General features: G+C 61.5%; 24 protein-coding genes. 13 read left to right on the forward strand and 11 right to left on the reverse strand.

The window, feature by feature from the left end:
• Nucleotides 1-10 precede the first annotated feature (10 nt).
• From BMY38_RS06915 to BMY38_RS06925, 3 genes are read right to left on the reverse strand one after another with little or no spacing between them, the layout of a single operon-like run.
• Complete coding sequence (locus BMY38_RS06915) at nucleotides 11-523, reverse strand: DUF3859 domain-containing protein (RefSeq protein ID WP_175495790.1); 513 nt, start codon at nucleotides 521-523, stop codon at nucleotides 11-13.
• A gap of 11 nt (nucleotides 524-534) precedes the next feature.
• Entirely contained in the window at nucleotides 535-1,095 is a 561-nt protein-coding gene (locus tag BMY38_RS06920; RefSeq protein ID WP_092760969.1) for a DUF3859 domain-containing protein, read from the reverse strand.
• Nucleotides 1,080-2,681, reverse strand: a complete 1,602-nt coding sequence (locus tag BMY38_RS06925) for a phosphoenolpyruvate carboxykinase (protein WP_175495791.1) — start codon at nucleotides 2,679-2,681, stop codon at nucleotides 1,080-1,082. Before BMY38_RS06925 ends, BMY38_RS06920 begins: the two co-directional genes overlap by 16 nt.
• 306 nt (nucleotides 2,682-2,987) lie before the next feature.
• Here BMY38_RS06925 and BMY38_RS06930 point away from each other — a divergent pair, with 306 nt between their 5' ends.
• The 7 genes from BMY38_RS06930 to BMY38_RS06960 all read left to right on the forward strand — a co-directional run bounded on the left by BMY38_RS06930 (nucleotide 2,988) and on the right by BMY38_RS06960 (nucleotide 8,588).
• The gene (locus BMY38_RS06930) at nucleotides 2,988-3,689 is read left to right on the forward strand and encodes a response regulator transcription factor (RefSeq protein WP_092760973.1); all 702 of its coding nucleotides are present in this window, start codon (nucleotides 2,988-2,990) and stop codon (nucleotides 3,687-3,689) included.
• A gap of 35 nt (nucleotides 3,690-3,724) precedes the next feature.
• Complete coding sequence (locus BMY38_RS06935; RefSeq protein ID WP_092761305.1) at nucleotides 3,725-5,446, forward strand: sensor histidine kinase; 1,722 nt, start codon at nucleotides 3,725-3,727, stop codon at nucleotides 5,444-5,446.
• 117 nt (nucleotides 5,447-5,563) lie between these two features.
• Nucleotides 5,564-6,028, forward strand: coding sequence for an HPr kinase/phosphorylase (locus BMY38_RS06940; RefSeq protein ID WP_092760975.1), 465 nt, complete (start codon nucleotides 5,564-5,566; stop codon nucleotides 6,026-6,028).
• Nucleotides 6,029-6,106: 78 nt separating this feature from the next.
• Complete coding sequence (rapZ, locus tag BMY38_RS06945) at nucleotides 6,107-7,024, forward strand: RNase adapter RapZ (protein ID WP_092760977.1); 918 nt, start codon at nucleotides 6,107-6,109, stop codon at nucleotides 7,022-7,024.
• A complete protein-coding gene (locus BMY38_RS06950) occupies nucleotides 7,021-7,413 on the forward strand; it encodes a PTS sugar transporter subunit IIA (RefSeq protein WP_092760979.1) in 393 nt (130 codons plus the stop codon). The genes rapZ and BMY38_RS06950 overlap by 4 nt, the downstream gene beginning before the upstream one ends.
• 27 nt (nucleotides 7,414-7,440) lie before the next feature.
• Nucleotides 7,441-7,710: an HPr family phosphocarrier protein gene (locus BMY38_RS06955; RefSeq protein ID WP_092760981.1), complete on the forward strand. Its 270-nt coding sequence runs from the start codon at nucleotides 7,441-7,443 to the stop codon at nucleotides 7,708-7,710.
• 14 nt (nucleotides 7,711-7,724) lie between these two features.
• A complete protein-coding gene (locus BMY38_RS06960) occupies nucleotides 7,725-8,588 on the forward strand; it encodes a lysophospholipid acyltransferase family protein (protein ID WP_092761307.1) in 864 nt (287 codons plus the stop codon).
• 6 nt (nucleotides 8,589-8,594) lie between these two features.
• Here the strand turns inward: BMY38_RS06960 and BMY38_RS06965 are convergent, their stop codons facing one another.
• The gene (locus BMY38_RS06965) at nucleotides 8,595-9,473 is read right to left on the reverse strand and encodes a 3-hydroxybutyryl-CoA dehydrogenase (protein ID WP_092760982.1); all 879 of its coding nucleotides are present in this window, start codon (nucleotides 9,471-9,473) and stop codon (nucleotides 8,595-8,597) included.
• Nucleotides 9,474-9,637: 164 nt separating this feature from the next.
• Between BMY38_RS06965 and BMY38_RS06970 the strand changes: the two genes are divergently transcribed.
• Complete coding sequence (locus BMY38_RS06970; protein ID WP_139204670.1) at nucleotides 9,638-10,456, forward strand: DUF6473 family protein; 819 nt, start codon at nucleotides 9,638-9,640, stop codon at nucleotides 10,454-10,456.
• A gap of 102 nt (nucleotides 10,457-10,558) precedes the next feature.
• Here the strand turns inward: BMY38_RS06970 and BMY38_RS06975 are convergent, their stop codons facing one another.
• The 7 genes from BMY38_RS06975 to BMY38_RS07005 all read right to left on the reverse strand — a co-directional run bounded on the left by BMY38_RS06975 (nucleotide 10,559) and on the right by BMY38_RS07005 (nucleotide 15,668).
• A complete protein-coding gene (locus tag BMY38_RS06975) occupies nucleotides 10,559-11,485 on the reverse strand; it encodes an electron transfer flavoprotein subunit alpha/FixB family protein (protein ID WP_092760986.1) in 927 nt (308 codons plus the stop codon).
• Nucleotides 11,485-12,243: an electron transfer flavoprotein subunit beta/FixA family protein gene (locus tag BMY38_RS06980; protein ID WP_092760988.1), complete on the reverse strand. Its 759-nt coding sequence runs from the start codon at nucleotides 12,241-12,243 to the stop codon at nucleotides 11,485-11,487. Before BMY38_RS06980 ends, BMY38_RS06975 begins: the two co-directional genes overlap by 1 nt.
• Before the next feature lie 143 nt (nucleotides 12,244-12,386).
• Entirely contained in the window at nucleotides 12,387-13,205 is an 819-nt protein-coding gene (locus tag BMY38_RS06985) for a hypothetical protein (protein WP_092760990.1), read from the reverse strand.
• A 133-nt stretch (nucleotides 13,206-13,338) separates the two neighbouring features.
• A complete protein-coding gene (locus tag BMY38_RS06990) occupies nucleotides 13,339-13,914 on the reverse strand; it encodes a cob(I)yrinic acid a,c-diamide adenosyltransferase (protein ID WP_092760992.1) in 576 nt (191 codons plus the stop codon).
• Nucleotides 13,915-13,918: 4 nt separating this feature from the next.
• A complete protein-coding gene (locus BMY38_RS06995) occupies nucleotides 13,919-14,122 on the reverse strand; it encodes a twin transmembrane helix small protein (RefSeq protein WP_092760994.1) in 204 nt (67 codons plus the stop codon).
• Nucleotides 14,123-14,184: 62 nt separating this feature from the next.
• A complete protein-coding gene (locus BMY38_RS07000) occupies nucleotides 14,185-15,006 on the reverse strand; it encodes an SDR family NAD(P)-dependent oxidoreductase (RefSeq protein ID WP_092760996.1) in 822 nt (273 codons plus the stop codon).
• 83 nt (nucleotides 15,007-15,089) lie between these two features.
• Complete coding sequence (locus BMY38_RS07005) at nucleotides 15,090-15,668, reverse strand: SH3 domain-containing protein (RefSeq protein ID WP_175495792.1); 579 nt, start codon at nucleotides 15,666-15,668, stop codon at nucleotides 15,090-15,092.
• A 173-nt stretch (nucleotides 15,669-15,841) separates the two neighbouring features.
• Here BMY38_RS07005 and BMY38_RS07010 point away from each other — a divergent pair, with 173 nt between their 5' ends.
• The 5 genes from BMY38_RS07010 to tuf form a co-directional block, all read left to right on the forward strand.
• Entirely contained in the window at nucleotides 15,842-18,160 is a 2,319-nt protein-coding gene (locus BMY38_RS07010) for a DNA topoisomerase IV subunit A (protein ID WP_092761000.1), read from the forward strand.
• Nucleotides 18,161-18,163: 3 nt separating this feature from the next.
• Complete coding sequence (locus BMY38_RS07015) at nucleotides 18,164-19,342, forward strand: DUF898 family protein (protein WP_139204671.1); 1,179 nt, start codon at nucleotides 18,164-18,166, stop codon at nucleotides 19,340-19,342.
• The gene (locus BMY38_RS07020; RefSeq protein ID WP_092761004.1) at nucleotides 19,339-20,478 is read left to right on the forward strand and encodes a M48 family metallopeptidase; all 1,140 of its coding nucleotides are present in this window, start codon (nucleotides 19,339-19,341) and stop codon (nucleotides 20,476-20,478) included. The genes BMY38_RS07015 and BMY38_RS07020 overlap by 4 nt, the downstream gene beginning before the upstream one ends.
• Before the next feature lie 140 nt (nucleotides 20,479-20,618).
• The gene (locus BMY38_RS07025) at nucleotides 20,619-21,161 is read left to right on the forward strand and encodes a hypothetical protein (RefSeq protein ID WP_092761006.1); all 543 of its coding nucleotides are present in this window, start codon (nucleotides 20,619-20,621) and stop codon (nucleotides 21,159-21,161) included.
• Nucleotides 21,162-21,270: 109 nt separating this feature from the next.
• The coding region (gene tuf / locus BMY38_RS07030) for an elongation factor Tu (RefSeq protein ID WP_092761008.1) at nucleotides 21,271-22,339 on the forward strand (1,069 nt) is incomplete at its 3' end.

Genomic DNA, 22,339 nt, shown 5'->3' on the forward strand with positions numbered 1-22,339 from the left:
GCAGCGCGGCTCAGGACAGGAACTGGAAGCAGGCCTGTTCGACGCGGCCACGACCTTCGCTTTCGGTTACCGTGAAGGGCACACGGACGACCGGGGTGCCGTCGACCTCGATTGAAAATTCCCAGGCGCCGGGCACTTTTTCGTAGTCCATCTCGAAGGTGAAAAGGTTCAGACTCTCGCTTCCCGGTTCGATCACGTCGGACCATTCCTCGCGCTCGACGCCGCGGTCGCCCATCGGGGGGTGGGTGACGACAACGGTGACATCCTGCATGGGCATGCCGGGTTTCAGGGCGGTGCGAAACCCGAAGCTGAGGTTATCCATCGCGGGCACGATGCGATCCGGCAGGTCGAAGGTCTGCCCTTGCTGAATCAGGCGGATATAGCCCGCTTCCGTGCCTGGCGCCTCGACAAGTTCGCCGGTTGACTCGCGCGGGCAGATGATGCCGGCGTCGACCAGGCGGACCTGTGCAGTGGCCGGAGTGACGATCGTTAGCAGCAGGACAGTGGCAAGGGAACGGATCATATGAAGGTCTTTCAGCTTTGCAGGCGTATGCCGCAGGCGGCATCCACGCGGGCATATGGCCCATCGGTCACGGTGAAATCGACCGATACGACGGTTTTCCCTTCCACCTCTACCGCGAGGGTCCATGTGCCGACCAGCAGTTCATAGCCGTAGTCGAAGCGGTAGATGCGACCATACGTCTGACCACCGGCGGGCAAAGTGATCGAATAGGCCTGTTCGGTAATGCCATCGGGGCCCATGGGCGGGTGGCGGGTGATCATCCGCGCCTTGACCGGGGTATCGCCCTCGACCTCGGTGCGAAATCCGAACCCGAAACCGGGCGCGGCAGGCAGGCTGCGGCCCGGAAGATCGAAATTGATGCCCTGAATCCGACGCACGAAACCGGAGGTTGTACCGGGTGCTTCGATGATCACGCCTTCCCGAAAGTCGGGACAGGCGATGCCGACTTCCACCAAGCGAATCTGCGCGGCAAGCGGCGCCGCATTGATCAGGATCAGCAGGGCCGATGCCATCAGGCCGGACAGGGGCCGGAATGGCCCCCGCCGGGTAAAAAAGGTCAGCCGATGGCGCACGCCTTTACGTCCTCGTCGATGTGATCGACGTAATTCTCGAAGTTGGCGGCAAACATGTCCACCAGCTTTTGCGCCTGTGCGTCGTAAGCGTCCTTGTCCGCCCATGTGCGGCGAGGGTCCAGCAACAGGTCTGCCACGCCTTCGCAATGCACCGGCACGTCGAAGCCAAAGTTCGGATCGCTGCGGAACTCTCCCCGCGACAATGACCCCGACAGCGCGGCGGTCAGCAGCGCGCGGGTCGCCTTGATCGGCATACGCGATCCGGTGCCATGAGCGCCGCCGGTCCAGCCGGTGTTGACCAGCCAGCAATCGGATCCGTGCTTCGCGATCTTGTCACGCAGCAGGTTGCCGTAGACTTCGGGCCTGCGCGGCATGAAGGGCGCGCCGAAGCATGTGGAGAATGTCGGTTCGGGTTCGGTCACGCCACGCTCGGTTCCCGCGACCTTGGACGTGAAGCCGGACAGGAAGTGATACATTGCCTGGGCCGGTGTCAGGCGGGCGATCGGGGGCAGGACACCGAAGGCATCGCAGGTCAGCATGATGACATTTCCGGGGTTGCCGCCAAGCGCCGATGGCGATGCGTTGGAAATGTAATCCAGCGGATAGGCCGCACGCATGTTCGCGGTGATGCTGTCGTCGTCGAAGTCCAGATCCAGAGTGTCGGGGTCGAACACCATGTTCTCGATCACGGTGCCGAATTTCGAGGTGGTGGCGAAGATTTCCGGCTCCGCATCGGGCGACAGGTTGATCGTCTTGGCATAGCAGCCGCCTTCGAAGTTGAAGATGCCGCGATCCGACCAGCCATGTTCGTCGTCACCGATCAGGATGCGGTCGGGTGCCGCGGACAGCGTTGTCTTGCCGGTGCCCGACAGGCCGAAGAAAATGGCCGACTCCGTGGGTTTGCCAAGCGCATGGTTGGCCGAGCAGTGCATCGGCATCACGCCTTTCTCGGGCAGGATGTAATTGAGCAGCGTGAACACGGATTTCTTGTTCTCGCCCGCGTATTCGGTGCCGGCGATCAGGATTTCCTTCGCGTCCAGGTTCATCGCGATGACTACATCGCTGCGGCACCCATGGCGCGCCGGATCGGCCTTGAAGGACGGGCAGTTGATAATGGTGTATTCAGGAACGAATTTCGCGAGTTGCTGCGCGTCGGGGCGGCGCAGCATATGGCGGATGAACAGTGAATGCCACGCAAGTTCAGTTACCACCCGTACGTCGAGGCGATGGGCCGGATCGGCGCCGCCAAACAGATCCTGCACGAAATAGTCGCGGCCCTTCATATGGGCGAGCATGTCGGACTTGAGTGTTGCATAGGCCGCGGGCGTCATCGGCGCATTGTTGTCCCACCAGACCGTGCCTTCGGTGGCAGGGCTGCGGACGACATGCTTGTCCTTGGGCGACCGTCCGGTGAACTTGCCGGTGGTCACCAGAAATGACCCGCCGTGACCCAGCGTGCCCTCCTTGCGGACAATAGCCTGCTGGATGATCGCAGGCTCCAGCAAATTGTAATAGACGTGACCCAACCCTGTGATGCCTTGGACTTCGAGCGTCTGCTCGGGGTTCACGCGGTGGGTCATCGTCATGCTCCTGTTGGCGGGGGCACGTCGGGTCGAACGATCTGTCGGCATCGACAGTCGCCCCGGCCTCCCCATGTGTTCTACGTATCATCGCGGCCGGTTATGGGGCAGGGGGTGTTAGCGCAAGCAGGGCCTCCCGCTAGCGCAATCATGTGTCCGATAGGAAACATCCTCTTAACCGCGCCTTAATTGCAGACGGGCCACAGTCAGCCGAGCGAATCATCCGGATGGCGATTTGTGTTGATCTTGAGGGGTCTTTTCGGGGACGATGAAAAAAAACAGCAGTATAACAGGCAATCAAAGGACATTGGCATGTCGCGGATCGCGCTCGTCGACGACGACAGGAACATCCTGACGTCGGTTTCAATGACTCTCGAAGCCGAAGGCTTTGAAGTCGAGACCTATAATGATGGACAGTCGGCGCTGGACGCCTTCACCAAGCAAATGCCGGATCTGGGTGTCTTCGACATCAAGATGCCGCGTATGGACGGGATGGACCTGTTGCAACGTGTGCGGCAGAAATCTTCGGTTCCGGTGATCTTTCTGACGTCCAAAGACGATGAGATCGACGAGGTTCTGGGCCTGCGAATGGGGGCCGACGATTACGTGCGCAAGCCGTTCAGTCAGCGTCTGCTGGTCGAACGTATCCGCGCGATCCTGCGCCGTCAGGAGGCGATCGCCTCGGACGACACGGAAACCCCCGAAGACACCCAGATCATGCAGCGCGGGGAGCTTTCGATGGACCCGCTGCGACATGCGGTGAAGTGGAAAGGTCGCGACGTCACCCTGACCGTCACGGAATTCCTTCTGCTGCAGGCGCTGGCCCAGCGGCCCGGTTTCGTCAAGTCGCGCGATCAGTTGATGGACGTTGCCTATGACGATCAGGTTTATGTCGACGACCGGACGATCGACAGCCACATCAAGCGGTTGCGCAAGAAGATGCGGTCCGCCGACGCCGAGTTCTCGGCGATCGAGACGCTTTACGGTATTGGCTATCGCTACAACGAAGAATAGATCGGGTTAGAATGGCTTCCGTGACCGACATGGACATGGCTCCCGAGGTGCGAAAGCGTCGACGCTTCGGCCGCGACACTCCTGCCAAGGGCGGGGAAGTCTTGCTTGGCGAAGATTGGGATCGTCCGGAGGGGACTGTCGAACGTGAATTGAGCGCGGCCCGCGAACGTCGCGGCTTGTTCAGCCTCGACCGTTCCCCCTTGGCGCGAAAGATTATCCTGTTCAACCTGCTCGCCATTCTTATGCTGGTGGCAGGCGTTCTGTTCCTGAATCCGTCTCGCGACAGCCTTCTGGTGCAGCGCGAACAGGGTCTGGTGACCGAAGCGAGGCTGATCGCGGATATCTTTCAAGCGTCATTGCCGCAGGGTGCGCCCGTGTCGCTGGGGGCGGGCGACGGTATCGACGTTACCGATCTTCTGGAGCGGATCGACCTGCCGCGCGGGGTCGATGTACATGTTTTCGACACAAGCGGTGCATTGGTCGCGCAGGCCACCGGCGACAATGTCGTGGAAGAAGTCGATGGATTGAGCGTCGGCACCCGGAAAACGACGATCATCACCTCGGCCCTGAATGGGGTCTGGGAGATCGTGTCTTCGATTTTCAGCCGCGCCCCGGAGGAAGCCCCGCGTCCGCTCGACGTGGCGCAGGGCCTGATCGCCCAATCGGACGGTGGCACCGCGATCCGCGGCTATGATGGCGAGGATGGCAAGCTGTTCACCGTTGCCACGCCGATTCTGGCGGCGGGCAGGGAAATGGGAATGATCGCCATCACAACCCGGGCGGGTGAAATCGATGCGCTGGTCCGGGTCGAGCGGGAACAGCTTCTGCAGATGTTCGTGATCGCCCTTCTGGTGTCCATAGGGCTGAGCCTCGTGCTGGCGTCGACCATCGCGAACCCATTGTCTGACCTGTCAGCCGCAGCGGAACTGGGCCGCGACAAACACGCGCGCAAGATGTCGCCGCAGCGTGTTCGTATCCCGGACCTTACAGCACGCCCCGACGAGATCGGCCGTTTGTCCGGCGCGCTGCGCGGTATGGTGGCGGCGCTTTATGATCGCATCGATAGCAACGAGCAATTCGCAGCCGATGTCGCGCATGAAATCAAAAACCCGCTGGCCAGCCTGCGGTCCGCCGTGGGTACGATGCGCCTGGCCAAGAATGACGATCAACGCGGCCGCCTGCTTGATGTGATCGAGCATGACGTGCGGCGACTGGATCGCCTTGTTTCCGACATCTCGAATGCGTCCCGCCTCGACTCCGAACTGGTCAAGGAGGAGGAGGAGCCGTTCGATCTGGTCAAGATGATCTCGAACCTCGCCGTATACAATGCGCAGGAAGCGGAACTCGACAACATAGATTTCATCACCGACCTGCCGAAGGAGCCCATCGTTATCATGGGGCTGGAGGCGCGCCTGGCGCAGGTTTTCGTCAACCTGATTACCAATGCGCTGTCTTTCTGCGAGGAAGGCGATGCCGTTCGCGTCTGGCTGCGCCGCCGGGAAAATCGTGTACTTGTCGTGGTCGAGGATACGGGGCCGGGAATTCCGGAGGCTGCACTGACGAAGGTGTTCAATCGCTTCTATTCGGAACGACCCGAGAAGCAGTTCGGCAATCACTCTGGTCTTGGTCTGGCGATTTCGAAGCAGATCGTCGAGGCACATGGCGGCGTCATCTGGGCCGAGAACATCCGACCGACCGACATGGATTTGACGTCAGACCCGCTTGGCGCGCGTTTCGTTGTCGGCCTGCCGATCTGATCGATGGAGTAGGGTGTTGGCCCATCTGACCCCCTTCGCCGTCACGGACCTGACGATCACGGCCCAAAGCGCCGGGCTTTCCCGGTCAGATATGTCATTGCTGCATGAGCCCGCGACATGCCCTTTTCATCGACTCCCTTGCCGGACGGCAGATTATCGGTTCATGCAACGACGGTCGCTGTTGCGGATCGCGCCTTGTTGATAACCGGCCCGTCGGGCAGCGGAAAATCCGGGGTCGCGGCGCAGATGATCGCGCTGGGTGCCGACCTGGTAACAGATGACCTGACTGTTCTGTCCCCGGGGATGAGGGACAGGGATGGCGACGGTTCATTGGCCGGGGGCGTCATTGCTGAAATGCCCGCCAGGGGGGTGGCAGCGATGGAGCTTCGGGGCCTGGGGATCGTGCCGATGACAGTAGCGGGGCCGACGTCTCTGGCTGGGGTGCTGCTGCTGGAACCCATTCAGTCCCGCCTGCCGGAACCGGAAATGGTCCTTCTGTGCGGTGTGCAGATGCCGCTTCTGCGGCATCCGGCCACTGCTGACCTGGCCGCGAAACTGATACTTTGGCTGAAGACACGATAGAGTGCGGGGCGTGGGCCTGCCGTGCCCTAGTATTGCCATCACAATTGTCTATCTCAGGCCTGCGTATGCGAGAATGGAATGATATCGGCATCTGAGCCCATCGACCTGATCCTTGTCACCGGCCCGTCGGGTGCCGGTCGGACAACGGCGGTCCATGTGCTGGAGGATGCGGGGTTCGAAGTCATCGACAATCTGCCGCTGTCGTTAACGGCCCGGTTGCTCGACGGTGGCACCGATCGGCCGCTGGCCCTTGGCATAGATATCCGAAACCGCGATTTCAGTGTCGACGCGCTTCTGTCGCTGGCGGCGCGATTGCGGGCCGACCCGACCTATGCGGCGCGTCTGCTGTATCTGGATTGCGACGCAGCGACTTTGATTGCCCGGTTTTCCGAGACGCGCCGTCGTCACCCCCTTGCCCCGGAAGAGGATGCGGAAGTCGGCGTCACACGCGAGTTGTCGATCATCGACGCGGTCGCCGATCATGCAGATATCGTGATCGATACGACCGGAATGACCGTGCATGATCTCAAGGATGAAGTGTTGCGATGGTTTGGCCGGGACCAGCGCCGATTAGCGGTCTCGGTGCAGTCTTTCAGCTACAAGCGGGGCGTGCCACGGGGTCTGGACATGGTGTTCGACGTACGGTTTCTGGCGAACCCGCACTGGGTGCCGGAACTGCGCGGCGGCACGGGTCGCGATGCTCCGGTCCGCAAGTATGTGACGAGCGATCCGCGTTTCGCGGATTTCTATGAGCGCCTGTCCGGGCTGATCACGTCGCTTTTGCCGGCCTACCGGGATGAGGGGCGGGCGCATCTGGCGATCGGGTTGGGATGCACAGGCGGGCGGCACCGATCCGTTGCCGTAACGGAAATGCTGTCAGAGACCCTTGCCGAGCACGGATGGCAGGTGTCTAAACGGCATCGGGAATTGGATCGCCGCACTGCGGCGATCCCCAATGGTTCGGGGGATACGAACCACGGGGAAAGCGCCGCATGATCGGCATCGTCATCGTCGCCCATGGGGGCCTGGCCGAGGAATATCGGCGTGCCGTGGAACATGTCATGGGCCCGCAGCAAGGGGTGCGCGCGATTTCCGTCGCCGCGTCCTGCGACCGTAGCGGCAAGGAAAACGAGATTCGCGCGGCTGCCGATGCTGTCGATCAGGGGGACGGCGTTGTCGTCGTCACGGATATTTTCGGTGGATCGCCGTCGAACCTGTCGATGGGCGCCTGTGCGCCCCGCGACCGCAAAATCTTCTATGGGGCGAACCTGCCGGCGTTGATCAAGCTGGCGCGCAGCCGCGACAAGCCACTGTCCGAAGCACTGGCCTTGGCGAAAGCGGCGGGAACGCGTTACATGGACGTTGCAGAGGGTCCGGCGGTCTGATCCGGAAGGACATGGCCAGGGGATTGGATGCCGATTCGAACGTTTGAAATCGTGAACGAAAAGGGCTTGCATGCGCGGGCCTCGGCCAGGTTCGTGGAGACGGTCGAGGGGTTCGACGCCCGCGCATCGGTCAGTCGCGACGGAATGTCGGCGGGCGGCGACTCGATCATGGGCCTGCTGATGCTGGCCGCCGCGCGCGGCACTTCGATCGAGGTAGAGACGACAGGGCCGCAGGCCGACGCCCTGATGGAGGCATTGGCGGCGCTGGTCGCCGATTTCTTCGGGGAGGGAATGTGAGCGACGTTCCGTTACTGGGACGCATCGGGAACCCTGAGCAAGATCAGGTCCCGGAAGAGGATTACGTCCCATATGACGGTGGCAACCTGAGCTATGCCGGAACCTTCACCGATCCGTTCAAGGTGAATGTCATTCGCACGCTGGAATGGATGACCGGCAAGCTGCACCTGTTACGTCTGATCCGTCGGTTTGAGCGTGAAGGCGTTGAGACAGGGCAGGCTTTCTTCGCCCATGCGCTGCGGGTGATGAATATTCGCATCGACACCCCCGCCGAACAGATCTCCCGCATTCCCGCAACCGGGCCTTTGGTGGTAGTCGCGAACCACCCGCATGGTCTGGTCGACGGGATCGTGCTTGCAGACCTGATCGGGCGGGTGCGGACCGATTATCGCATTCTGACGCGCAGCTTGCTGACCGACGTGCCTGAAGTCTCCGATTTCATGATCCCGGTTCCGTTCCCGCATGAAGCCGACGCGCGTGAACGCAATCTGGAAATGCGCCGCCTTGCCATGGCGCACCTCTCGGATGGAGGCTGTATCGTGGTATTTCCGGCGGGAGCCGTCGCCGCGTCGGAAACGGCTTTTGGCCCGGCTATCGAGAAGCCGTGGAACCCTTTCACAGGCAAGATGATCCGGCGCAGCGGTGCAACGATCGTTCCGGTGTATTTCAGGGGACGGAATTCGCGGGCCTATCAGATTGCCAACCGAATTTCCGCAACGTTGCGGCAGGGTCTGCTGCTGCACGAGGTGGTGCATGCCCTTGGCAAGCCCCAGGTACCGGTCATCCGTACGCCGCTCCATCCCGATGACTGGGGCCCGATGGCAGGGAATGCCAGCGACTTCATGGACTGGCTGCGCGACCGGACGATCAAGGGATAGCGCAGCTCAGCGGGTGGGAACAGGGTCGCCTTCGCCGCGGTAATCATAGAAACCACGTTGTGTCTTGCGACCCAGCCATCCGGCCTCGACGTATTTGGTCAGAAGGGGGCAGGGCCGGTACTTGGTATCGGCCAGCCCGTCATGCAGCACGTTCATGATCGCAAGGCAGGTATCCAGACCGATGAAATCGGCCAGCTCCAGCGGCCCCATCGGATGATTTGCCCCCAGCTTGAGCGAGGTGTCGATTGAGGTCACCGTGCCGACGCCTTCATACAGGGTATAGACCGCTTCGTTAATCATCGGCATCAGGATGCGATTGACGATGAAAGCGGGAAAATCCTCGGCCGTGGCGGCGGTCTTTTCCAGCCGGTCCACGACGGACCGGCAGGCGTCGTACGTCGGCTCGTCCGTGGCGATGCCGCGGATCAGCTCGACCAGTTGCATGACCGGGACGGGGTTCATGAAATGGAAGCCCATGAACTTCTCGGGCCGGTCTGTTCGGCTGGCCAGTCGGGTGATCGAGATCGAAGACGTGTTCGAAGTCAGAATCGTTTCGGGTTTCAGTGCGGGCAGCAACTCTGCAAAGATTGCATGTTTCACGTCTTCCCGTTCGGTTGCAGCTTCGATGATCAGATCGGACGGTCCAAGATCAATCAGCGCCGAGGTCGTGCGAATGCGCTGCATGGCTGCATCTCGGTCATTCTGAGCGATCTTTTCACGGCTGACCTGTCGATCGAGATTCGTGCCGATTATCTTCACGGCCTCTTCCAGCGCATCGGAATTCACGTCTGTCAGGGTCACGTCATAGCCCGCCAGAGCGCAGACATGCGCGATCCCGTTGCCCATCTGGCCTGCCCCAACGATGCCGATGCTGGTGATGTCCATGCCGCTCTCCTGACCCCATGTGACGTGCCGGGACCATAGCAGCGGAACGGGGCAGGGCAAGGCAGGGCGGAATGCTGAAAATTATCAGTGAATGCAGGGTTCAACCTTTCGGTAAGCCTTGGATGCAACAGTTGCCTTCAGACGATGAAAGCGACGGAATCGGCATGAACTTCGATGGGCAAGACACGGGGCTGGACTATTACCCCTGCACATATGGCAAGTCCCGAACGATGTTCCGGGGCCCCAGGGTCAGTCTGGACGGGCCCTATACGGTCGTGATCGGCAGTTGCGAGGTCTATGGCCGATACGTCGAAGATCCGTTCACCGACCAGCTTGCGGAGCGAACCGGACGTCGGGTCGTCAATCTGGGCGTGATCAACGGTGGCATCGATACCTTCGTCAAGGACGAGGCGATCATGCAGATCATCGGCGGCGCAGAAACGGTCGTGATTCAGGCAATGGGGGCGCAGAATCTATCGAACCGATATTATACTGTGCATCCGCGTCGCAACGACCGCTTTCTGAAGCATTCGACGACAATGACGAACCTGTATCGCGACGTCGATTTCAGCGATTTCAGCTTCACGCGTCACATGCTTTCGTCTCTGCGCGAGGTGTCACAGAACCGGTTTCGAATTCTACAACTGGAACTGGAGATAGCTTGGGTTGCGCGCATGACGGTGCTGCTGTCGCGCATCAAAGGTAATCGCATTCTTCTGTGGATCGAGGATGAAACGGATCGCGGGCTGGGGGCCGAGCCGTTGTTCGTGACGGTCGATATGATGCAGCAGCTGGAGGCATCGCTGGACAAGATCGTACATTGCAACGTGACCGATGCCATGACCGATGCGCAGACTGCACAGATGGTCGTTCCTCAAGCTGACCTTGCACGCGTCAATCAGTTCCTGACCCCTGCAGCCCATGAACGAGTTGCGGAAAATCTGGTCAGGGCAGTGCGTCGGGTCGATGGAATGGCGGCCTGATCGCCCAGAGACGGGGGCACAGGATATGCGAACAGACAAAATACGAAAGCACGGCCCCGCAGGTTTTACGGGGCCGCGCGAGATCGACGAAATGGCGCGCTGTCAGAGCTTTTCGATCAATTCAGGCACAGCGGTGAACAGGTCGGCGACCAGACCGTAGTCCGCGACCTGAAAGATCGGCGCTTCCTCGTCCTTGTTGATGGCAACGATGATCTTCGAGTCTTTCATGCCCGCCAGGTGCTGGATCGCCCCGGAAATGCCGACTGCGATATACAGATCTGGAGCGACGACCTTGCCAGTCTGACCGACCTGCCAGTCGTTCGGCGCATAACCCGAGTCGACCGCGGCACGGGACGCACCGACAGCGGCGCCCAGCTTGTCGGCCAGTTTTTCGATCATCGCGAAGTCTTCTTCCGACCCGACGCCCCGGCCTCCCGACACGACGACCCCCGCAGAGGTGAGTTCGGGACGATCCGATGCTGCGACCTTGTCTTCTATCCATTCGGACAGGCCAGGGTCGGCGACGGTACCGATCGTCTCGACCGGCGCGCTGCCGCCATCGCCCGACAGATCGAACGTTGACGTGCGGACCGTCATCACCTTTGTGGCATCCGACGACTTGATTGTCTGGATGGCATTGCCAGCATAGATCGGTCGCTCGAATGTGTTGGCGTCGATCACCGCGGTCACGTCGGACAGGATCATGACATCCAGAAGGGCGGCAATGCGCGGCATCACGTTCTTGGCGTCGGTGGTCGAGGGCGCCAGGATGTGGCTGTAATCGCCTGCAAGCGACACAACCAGCGCGGCAGTCGGTTCGGCCAGCCGATGTCCCAGCGAGGCGTCTTCGGCGACCAGAACCCTGCTCACGCCGTCCAGTTTCGCAGCCGCATCGCCGGCGGCGGCGGCGGATGCCCCGGCGCACAGAATCGTCACGTCGCCCAACTGCTTCGCCGCCGTCAGTGCCTTGGAGGTCGCATCGACGTTGAGTTCACCATTGGTCACTTCGCCAATCAGAAGAACAGCCATCAGACAGCCCCCGCTTCTTTGAGTTTCGCGACAAGCTCGTCGACCGAGGCGACCATTTCACCGGCCTTGCGGGCTTCGGGTTCGGTCGTCTTAATGATTTCCAGCCGGGGGGCAGCGTCGACGCCGTAATCAGCAGGGGTCTTTTCATCAAGCGGCTTTTTCTTGGCCTTCATGATGTTCGGCAGCGATGCATAGCGCGGCTCGTTCAGGCGCAGATCAACAGTAACGATTGCAGGCATCTTGACCTTGATGGTCTGAAGGCCGCCGTCAACTTCGCGGGTGACAGTCGCGTGGTCGCCATCGACCGACAAATCGGACGCGAAGGTGGCCTGCGACCAGCCCAGAAGGGCCGACAGCATCTGTCCGGTGGCATTCATGTCGTTGTCGATGGCCTGCTTGCCGGCGAGAACGAGGCCGGGGGCCTCCTCGTCGATCACAGCCTTGAGGATCTTGGCGACGGCCAGCGGCTCGATGTCTGTGTGAACATCATCGGCGGCAACGATCAGAATGGCGCGGTCGGCACCCATAGCCAGTGCGGTCCGCAGTGTTTCCTGGCTTTGTTTGACGCCGATGGAGACGGCAACGACTTCGGTCGCGGTTCCGGCCTCTTTCAGGCGGATCGCCTCTTCGACGGCAATCTCGTCAAAGGGGTTCATGGACATCTTGACGTTCGCAAGATCGACGCCCGAGCCATCGGCCCTGACGCGCACTTTGACGTTGTAATCGATGACCCGTTTGACGGGCACGAGGACTTTCATCGGTCGCTCCTCCTACAGATGTTTTCCGGGTGTTAACGGAACAATACTGCGGCGGACAGGGCGAAAGCGACAGGATGATGCCTTCTGACGCACCGTCGGACAGGTTATGCGGGTGTCGAAGGGCAGAGCGATGCGGGTTCGGATCAGGCGGCGATGCCGTGGCGCTGCGCGAGACGGGACAGGATCGAACCGCGCGGCGGCACGCCGTCGTAATCTGCGGCCAGGCGGCTGCGGATGCGACGTCCGTAAAGATGGATCGATTGCGTGTTGGGCGTGATATGTTCCCACGTCATCCGGGCCTTGCGGAAGAACCGACGGCGGTCTGCATAGCGCACGGGATATAGGACATCGCGTTCCAACGCGTGTTCGATTTCGCCGGTCGTCCGCAGGACATGCGTGATACCGGTCGGCCCCCAGACCGCCCATGGCATTTCGGTCACATGCATCGGGTCGCCGTCGCGGGCACGGCGGCAGGCGATGTCGAGCATGCGCGGCGGCAGCCAGGGCAGGACGGCGTATTCGTCACTGGTATAGGCGATCAGTTCGGCCAGAGCCGGGCTGTCCGCAGGCAGGGCAAGCACACCATTTGAGACGGACCCCTGATGATCGTCTTCCCACGAAAAATAATAACCGTCCTTGGGCGTGAAGGGCCGCAGACAATAGGCGTCGGTGTCCGCCCAGATGATACCGGGACGCTTGCGTAGCAGGTGATAACGAAAGCGGTCGGCAAAGGGTGCCGGACTGCCGGTCCGGGGGTGCACGGTATAAGTGTCGGGGCGCGGCAGAATGTCGGCGGCATCGGCGATCAGCACGCCCTCGGGCACGCCTTCGATCTCTTCATAGCTGTAAAGCGTGATCTCGTGACCGATATCCACGAAGGACTTGAGGCAGAGACGTTCCACGAAAGACAGCGGCGCTCCCGTCCAGAAACTTGCCACGGGAGAGAGAGTTGCATCTGCCATCTTCGGGGTCTCCTGACCGTCTTGCCGTTGTTTCGAATGGCGAGACAACAAGGCAAGAAACGGGCATTCCCGAGAATTTATGATGATTTTTAGGAAAACCTGAGGCGGCAAAACTGGTCGCGTCGTCCCATCGTCAGGTCCGGTTTGCGCCCGGAACCCATAAAACGTCGGACTTGCCATCGTCGTTTGCGATCCGCGAGGCGACGAAAAACCAGTCGGATAACCGGTTCAGATACTTGATGGCCGCTTCGTTCACGTCGTCCCGCCCCGCCAATTCGACGCAAAGCCTTTCGGCCCTGCGGCAGACGGTGCGACACATGTGCAAATGTGCCGACAGGGCGGACCCGCCGGGCAGGACGAAACTTCGCAAAGGGTCCAGGACGTCGTTCATCGCGTCGATTTCCGCTTCCAGACGGTCGACCTGGGCCGGGGTCATGCGCAGCGGCGGATACTCAGCCCTGGCGTCGCCAGCCATGTCCGGGCGGCACAGGTCCGCGCCCAGATCGAACATGTCGTTCTGGATCATGGCAAGACGGTCGTCCATCGCACCTGCGGCGTGCAGGCGCGCCATGCCGATGGTGCAATTCGCTTCGTCGACGGTGCCGTAAGCTTCGACGCGGACGTCGGTCTTGGACACGCGCGAGCCGTTGCCGAGGGCCGTGGTTCCAGTGTCGCCGGTGCGAGTGTAGATCTTGGACAGGACAACCATTGCGTCAGCCTTTCGAGCGCAGCCAGACGTATCCGACCAGTAACACCACTGCGACAAACTGAGCGAGGATGCGCAACTGCATGATCTTGTTGGCGTATTTCTGGTTGAATTCGCCGCCTTTGGCAAAGCCGCCAATCCCGGTCATCAAGATTACCAGAACAAGCAGGCAGGCACCCACAACAACGTAGAATAGGGGATCGTCACGCATGGATGCTCCTTTTTGTTACATGGCCGTCGTTTGGCCCGCGCATCGTAATCTAGTCCGGAAATTCAGGAGTTCGAGACGATTCGGTCCGACATGCGCGTCGGCAGCGTGCGTTTCATAATCATGGCCAAGGTCGTTGGTGTGGTTACGCGATAGCGCGCGCGGGGGCGATCGGCTTCCAGTGCGCGGATCAGGACTTCGGTTACGGCAGACGCGGGCAATTCGAATCTGGCAGTCCCATCCTGATACAGATTGTCCATCAGGCGTTCGTAATCCGCCCGGCGGGACGAGGATTTCCAGTCGATCCAACGTTCGAACTGCAACCGCGCGTTGGCCCGGAACCGCGACGTGATCGGGCCGGGCTCGATCAGAATAACATCTATGCCGGTGCCGCGCATCTCGATTCGCAGGGTATCAGTCAGACCTTCGAGCGCGAATTTCGTTGCGTTATAGGCTCCGCGCCAAGGGGCGGCGGCAAAGCCAAGTACGCTGGAGTTCTGGACAATGCGACCCTGGCCTTGCGCGCGCATGACCGGAATCACCCGTCTTGTCAGGTCATGCCAACCGAAGAAATTGGCCTCGAAGGTGGTGCGCAGGGCATCCGTCGGCAGATCTTCGACCAGGCCTGGAATGGCATAAGCACCATTATTGAACAGGCCGTCCAGTCGTCCGCCGGTCGCGGTCAGGACCTTATCCAGACCCGCGGCGATGGTGTCGGGTGCTTCATAGTCGATCAGAGGAGAAACCAGGCCTTTGGCTTCCAATGCGGCGCAGTCGTCGGGTTTGCGACAGGCCGCAAAGACCTGCCAGCCGCGTTCGTGCAAGGTCAGCGCTGCATCGCGACCAATGCCGGAGGAACAGCCGATGATAAGGACGGAGCGTGTCATCCGCCCGCGATATCAGTGGGGACCGCAAATGCAAGCGGACACGTAATCGCTTGCGTGTCCGTTTCGGAAACCGAAAGGCGTATTTACGCGGGTTCCAGGAAGCGAGCCGACATGTATCCGGTAAGACCGGTGGCAACGTCGCGGATCTCGACCCAGCCGTTTACCGGCTCGCCCAAAGGCTCTGCCAGTGTGCCACCGGCCAGACTGTCGATAACAGCATTCGACGTCGACGGGCCGGAGCGCATGTTGACACGTGTGCCGCTGACCTTGAGCAGGCCCTCGGGTGCGTCCGTAACAGTCGCAGCGGCAGTCTGAAGCGCGTCTGCTGGATCAGGCTGGTAGGGACGAACAAGACTGACCACCATGGGATCGCCGATTACCCGAGGGGCCGCTCCGAATGTTTCTGGGGCAGGGGCCGATGCGGCAATCGTGGCGGCGTCGGGAACGACAGTATCGGTTACTGCAGCGCGGGTCACGACGGCACTGGACGCAGGACCCGACCCGTCGTTGAGGATGACGGGGCGGTCGAATTGCGCATTCGATTGTGCTTCAGAGGTCACATTTCGAGTGCTGAACTCCGTCGTCAAAGCGTCGGAGGGGTCACCCCAAATGACGAAGCCGGCATAAAGCGCGACCGCCAAGCTAAAGGTAAGTTTAAACATTTTCGTTCCCCCGGACACTTCGCTATCGTGTCGTATCAACGTCGCAACCTTGGACGCGGTTCCGGCTGCCCTTAAATTAACACACGGCGCCCATTCGCCATAGGTTGGATTTTCCTGGCCGCAGTAGCCGCCATTGCTTGTGTGGCGGAGTCCTGCTGGATACATCATCCGGTATGAGTGACCCGAATGACACGAAAAGCCCGAACGGCCCGGATGGTGAGGTGGTGTCAGAACCCCTGAGCCTGGCGATTGGCGACCGCTATCTGACCTATGCGCTATCGACGATCATGCACCGTGCACTGCCGGATGTCCGCGATGGCCTGAAGCCGGTGCATCGCCGCATTCTGTATGCGATGCGAGAGTTGCGGCTGGTATCGAGCGGTGGGTTCCGCAAGTCGGCCAAGATTTCCGGCGATGTGATGGGCAACTACCACCCGCACGGCGATGCCGCGATTTATGATGCGATGGCGCGTTTGGCGCAGGATTTCAACGTCCGCTATCCGTTGGTCGACGGACAGGGGAACTTCGGCAACATCGACGGCGATAACCCTGCGGCCGCGCGATATACCGAGGCGCGAATGACTGCCGCCGCCGAGGCGCTGCTGGCCGGTCTGGACGAGAATGCCGTCGATTTTCGCGACAATTACGATGGGACGCTTCAGGAACCTGTTGTTCTGCCTGCCGCCTATCCGAACCTGTTGGCCAATGGCTCTGCGGGTATCGCCGTGGGCATGGCGACGAACATCCCTCCGCACAATCTGGACGAGTTGATCGCGGCCTGTCTGCATCTGATCAAGTCGCCCAATGCCCGTGACGAGACGCTGCTGGATCATATTCCCGGCCCGGATTTCCCGACCGGTGGTATTATCGTAGAACCGCGCGAGAACATTCTGGAAGCCTATCGCACCGGGCGCGGCGCGTTCCGTCTGAGGGCGCGGCACGAGATCGAAGAGCTGGGCAAGGGCCAGTGGCAGATCATCGTCACCGAGATTCCCTATCAGGTGCAGAAGGGCAAGCTGATCGAGAAGCTGGCCGAACTGGTGACCACCAAGAAGGTCCCTATCCTCGGCGACATCCGGGATGAAAGTGCCGAGGACATCCGCATTGTGCTGGAACCGAAGTCGCGCAACGTCGACCCGGACGTGCTGATGTCCACGCTCTACCGCAATTCGGAGCTGGAAACGCGTTTCTCGCTGAATATGAACGTGCTGATTGACGGGGTGACGCCGCGGGTCTGCGGTTTGCGCGAAGTGCTGCAGGCGTTTCTGGATCATCGTCGCGACGTGCTGCTGCGCCGCTCTCGGCACCGCATGGACAAGATCGACCATCGGCTTGAGGTGTTAGAAGGCTTCATCGTCGCCTATCTGAACCTTGACCGGGTGATCGACATCATCCGCTATGACGACGCCCCGAAAGAGGCGCTGATGTTCGAGCCATGGGGGGCGGGATACGTCCGTGCCAAGGACGAGGCGGATTACGTTTCGCCTTTGCCGTCCCAGGCCCAGGCATCGCTGACGGATATTCAGTCCGAAGCGATCCTGAACATGCGCCTGCGGGCCTTGCGGCGTCTGGAAGAAATGGCGCTGCTGAAGGAGCGCGATGCCCTCATGGAGGAACGTGCGGGGCTTCAGGATCTGCTGGATTCGGAGGATATCCAATGGAAAACCATTGCCGACGAATTGCGCGACGTCCGCAAACAGTTCGGCAAATCAACGGAACTCGGTCGTCGCCGCTCGGACTTCGCCGAGGCGGTCGAAGTGGCCGAAGTGCCGCTGGAAGCCATGATCGAGCGGGAGCCGGTGACCGTCGTCTGCTCCAGGATGGGCTGGGTGCGCGCGTTGTCGGGGCATGTCGCGCTGGACAAGGAATTGAAATTCAAGGACGGCGACGGCCCGGCCTTCATGTTTCACGCGGAAACCACTGACAAGCTGTTGATCTGGGGCAGCGACGGGCGGGCCTTTACCCTGCTGGCGAATTCGCTGCCCGGCGGTCGGGGCATGGGGGAGCCGCTGCGCCTGATGATCGACCTGCCGAACGAGACTACGATTGTCGATATCCTGTTGCACAACCCGGATCGAAAACTGCTTCTGGCTTCAAGCGCGGGTGACGGGTTCGTCGTCCCCGAGACGGAGATGGTGGCCATGCGGCGCGCGGGCAAGCAGGTATTGAACGTCAAGCCGGGGGTGGCCGCGCTGCGCCCTGTGATGGCCGAAGGCGACCACGTCGCCTGCATTGGCGATAACCGCAAGATGCTGGTTTTCCCGCTGGCCGACCTGCCCGAAATGCCACGCGGCAAGGGGGTTCGCCTTCAGAAGTTCAAGGACGGCGGCCTGAGCGATGTCCGGGTTATCACACTGGCGGATGGGCTGTCCTGGGCAGATCCTGCCGGGCGCACACGGCACGAGGCGGACCTGTCCGAATGGCTGGGTGCGCGTGCGCAGGCCGGTCGCATGGCGCCGCGGGGGTTCCCCCGCGACAACCGTTTCGGCTGACGGGTGGTCGCCACAACCCGTTTGACCGGCGATATGGCCGGGACACGCAGCGATCTTCTGTCGCTTGTCCTGAAGACAACGACCCTGACGGTGCTTACTCTGGGCATCTACAGCTTCTGGGCGCGGACCCGCATCCGCCGCTGGCTCTGGTCGTCGTTGCAGGTGGACGGGATACCGTTCGAATACGCGGGCCGGCCGCTGGAAAAGCTGATGGGCTTCGTCATCGCCGCCGTTATCGTCGCGATCTACCTGGGTCTGGTGGTGATGGTACTGATTTTTACCTCCCTCAACCTGTTCGGAGGGGTGGGTCCCGGCACTGCGGCGGCCTTCGCGCTGTTGCTGCCTGTCTACTGGTTCGCCAAATATCGCGGGCAGCGATATCTGCTGAACCATACCCGGTGGCGCGGCATCGCGTTTTCGATGGCGCCGGGGGCCTGGGGCTATCTCTTGCGCGCGACCTGCTGGACGATTGCGACGGTCCTGACGGCTGGTATCTTGCTGCCGCTCCGGGCGCATCGGCTTTGGCAATATCGGGTGGAGCGAACGTATTACGGCGACGACCATTTCCGGTTCGACACGAAGGCCGGCGATTTGTATCCGCATTTCGGATTCGTCCTGATCGGGCTGTTCGGGTCGTTGCTCTCCGGCGTCTATGGTTTCATGCGCGACGAAAGCGCGCTGGTCGGCCTGCTGATCTTCGTGCCGCTGCTGTTGTTCGGCTGGGTCTATTGGCGAGTTGCCTCATTCCGCATCCTGGCGTCAGGGCTGCGCTTCGGCGGCGCGATGGATCTGACCGTTGCACCCCGAACCGGGGCAGTGATCGGGATCCACCTGCTGGGCTGGATTCTGATGGGTTTGCTGTTTCTGGCGGTTGCCGCGGTGCTGGCCTTCGCCTTCGGCTTTTTCGCGGTCGGCGCGCAGGCGAACATCGATCTGGAGGTGTTGGAAAACCTCTCGCCCTATCTTCTGGCAGTCGGCGGTATCCTGTTCTACCTGACGTTCTTCGTCCTTCGCGGGGCCCTGAGGATCGCGATGGTCACCTTTCCGTTGTTCCGGCATGTCGCGCGCACACTCTCCGTTTCCAATGCGGTCGAGGTCAACGCCGTGTGCCAGGGCGAGGCATCGCATATGGCGGATGCCGATGGCTTCGCGAACCTGTTCGACTTCGGGTCCGGCGTATGACGCGCGAAGCCACACCTCCCGAGATACAGCCCGTCTGGGGCGATTATTTCGACGGTCTGCGCGCGTTGCGGCAACGGGTGCGTCTGACAGTCGAAGACACCTATCGTGGTCGGGTTCTGGTGATCGAACCGCCCGAGGGAAAGGTCCGGCATTGGTCAGCGCAGCATATCCGTCGCCTGCCAGACCAGGCCCCCGGTAAGACGGTGTTGGGTCTTTCACTCGATGATCCGACGCGCGTGGTCCTGTCGGTCGAAGCGGCGGAAACGCTTCTGCCGATCATCGGTTCATCGGTTCGCGGGCGTCTGGCTGCCCCGCCGCTCTGGCCGCGGGCGCTGATCGTGTTCATGGCCGGAGCCGTGACACTCGCGGCCCTGATCTTCATGGTCTTGCCCGCGCTTGCCGGCTCCCTGGCCCGCTTCATGAACCCCGAGGCCGAAGTGGCCATGGGCCGCGAGCACTACGAACTGACGCGCAGGATGTTCGGCGGTGAGGCGGGGATGCCGCTTCGCGAATGTGACGACCCTGCCGGTCGCGCGGCGCTGGCCATTCTTGTCGCGCGGGTGTCCGACGGCGTGGATCTGCCGTACGATATCAAGGTCCAGATTCTGGACGACAGCGCCAGTCCGGTCCTGAATGCCTATGCGGTCGCGGGAGGCCGGATCACCTTTTTCGACAGTTTGATTCAGACGGCCCGGACCCCCGAAGAGGTCGCGGCCGTTTTTGCGCATGAACTGGGCCATGTCGTCTATTCCGATCCGGTACGGCACACCCTTCAGTCCGCCAGCTCACAGGCGGTTCTGGCGGTTCTGGTGGGCGATCTTTCCGGTGGCGGGGTCCTGACTGCGACCTTCGGCAATGCCCTGGTGGCCAGCTATTCGCGCGGAGCCGAGATGCGGGCCGATGACTTCGCCGTCGCGCAGTTGACGGCCACGGGTCTGCCGCCTTCCGCCATGGGTAGCTTTTTTGAACGGGCGCGCGCCACTTGGGGCGAAGCCGAAGGTCTGGGCGCGTATTTTTCCAGCCATCCGCGATTGACCTCCCGGATTGAGGCCTCTCTCGGCGTCGGCGACCCGCCGATCGGCCAGCCCGCCCTGACGCCGAAGGACTGGGCCGCGTTGCAGTCGATCTGCCGATGATCGGGGCGGTAATCGTGCCCGTTGCCGCGCCTTTCACGGCCTCCTGCCGGTGATTGTAGCCGGATTGGCATGCTTGCCATGCGGGTTCACCGTGTCTACCACCGGCAGGACCATAAAAGGGGGGATACAGGATGACGCGCATGATGAACCGCCGCACCTTCGGGAGCCTCGGCCTCGCCGCGACGGCGGGCCTGTCCGGCTGCGCTGTGCCCGACCCAGTGGACGAAGACTTGCCCGATATGGGCAATTTCGAATTGGCCTATTCCGTGGTGGTGTCGGAAAATGCCAAGAAGGTCCCCCCGTCGCGCGATGCAACGCCCGAACTGCTGAAAGCGACCATGACCTCCGAGATCGAGCGTCGGTTCGGGCAGTACAAAGGCGGCAAAGGCTTCGTCGTGGCCGTGGCGATCGACGGATATGCCCTTGCCCCTCCGGGCATTCCGATCGTTCTGACACCCAAGTCGATCATGGTCGTATCCGCCAACCTCTGGACCGCGGACCCGCAGGAGAAGATCGCCGGTCCCGAACAGCTCACGACCTTCGAAGGGGCCGATACGTTCCTTCTGGGCTCCGGTTTGCAGAAGACGGCGGATGAACAACTGACGACGCTGTCACGCAACATGGTCAAGAAAATCCAGTCCTGGCTTTTGCGCAATCCGACGTGGTTCGATCTGCCTGCCTGAGCACCGCGGACGGCCTGTCGGGCTTGCCAACCGAGCCCCGTGCAGCTAGACGGCGCGCGATGCAATTCCGGGGGTCGTGCGCGGCCTCCTTTCAAGTCAGGGGCCCATCATGGCGAAGGCAAAGTTCGAACGCAACAAACCGCATGTGAACATCGGTACGATCGGTCACGTTGACCATGGCAAGACGACGCTGACGGCGGCGATCACGAAGTATTTCGGCGACTTCAAGGCCTACGACCAGATCGACGGTGCGCCCGAGGAGAAGGCGCGGGGGATCACGATCTCGACGGCGCATGTCGAATACGAGACCGAGGCGCGTCACTATGCGCACGTCGACTGCCCCGGCCACGCCGACTACGTCAAGAACATGATCACCGGTGCGGCGCAGATGGACGGCGCGATCCTGGTGGTGAACGCCGCCGACGGCCCGATGCCGCAGACGCGCGAGCACATCCTGCTGGGTCGCCAGGTCGGCATCCCGACGATGGTGGTCTACATGAACAAGGTCGATCAGGTTGACGACGAGGAGCTGCTGGAGCTGGTCGAGATGGAGATCCGCGAGCTTCTGTCGTCCTATGATTATCCGGGCGACGACATTCCGGTGATCCCCGGCTCGGCGCTGGCGGCGATGGAGGGGCGTGACCCGGAGATCGGCGAGGAGTCGATCCGCAAGCTGATGGCGGCGGTCGACGAGTACATCCCGACGCCCGAGCGTGCCGTGGACCAGCCGTTCCTGATGCCGGTCGAGGACGTGTTCTCGATCTCGGGTCGCGGTACGGTTGTCACGGGGCGTGTCGAGCGCGGCGTGATCAACGTCGGCGACGAGATCGAGATCGTCGGCATCCGCGACACCAAGAAGACGACCTGCACGGGCGTCGAGATGTTCCGCAAGCTGCTGGATCGCGGTGAGGCGGGCGACAACATCGGCGCGCTCTTGCGCGGTGTCGATCGTGAAGGTGTCGAGCGCGGGCAGGTGCTGTGCAAGCCCGGCTCGGTGAAGCCGCACACGAAGTTCGAGGCCGAGGCCTATATCCTGACCAAGGAAGAGGGTGGCCGTCACACGCCGTTCTTCGCCAACTACCGGCCGCAGTTCTACTTCCGGACGACGGATGTGACCGGCACGGTTCAGCTGGCCGAGGGCACGGAGATGGTGATGCCGGGCGACAACGTATCCTTCG

Source organism: Jannaschia helgolandensis (genome assembly GCF_900109285.1).
In the GTDB taxonomy this organism is placed as follows: Bacteria; Pseudomonadota; Alphaproteobacteria; order Rhodobacterales; family Rhodobacteraceae; genus Jannaschia; species Jannaschia helgolandensis.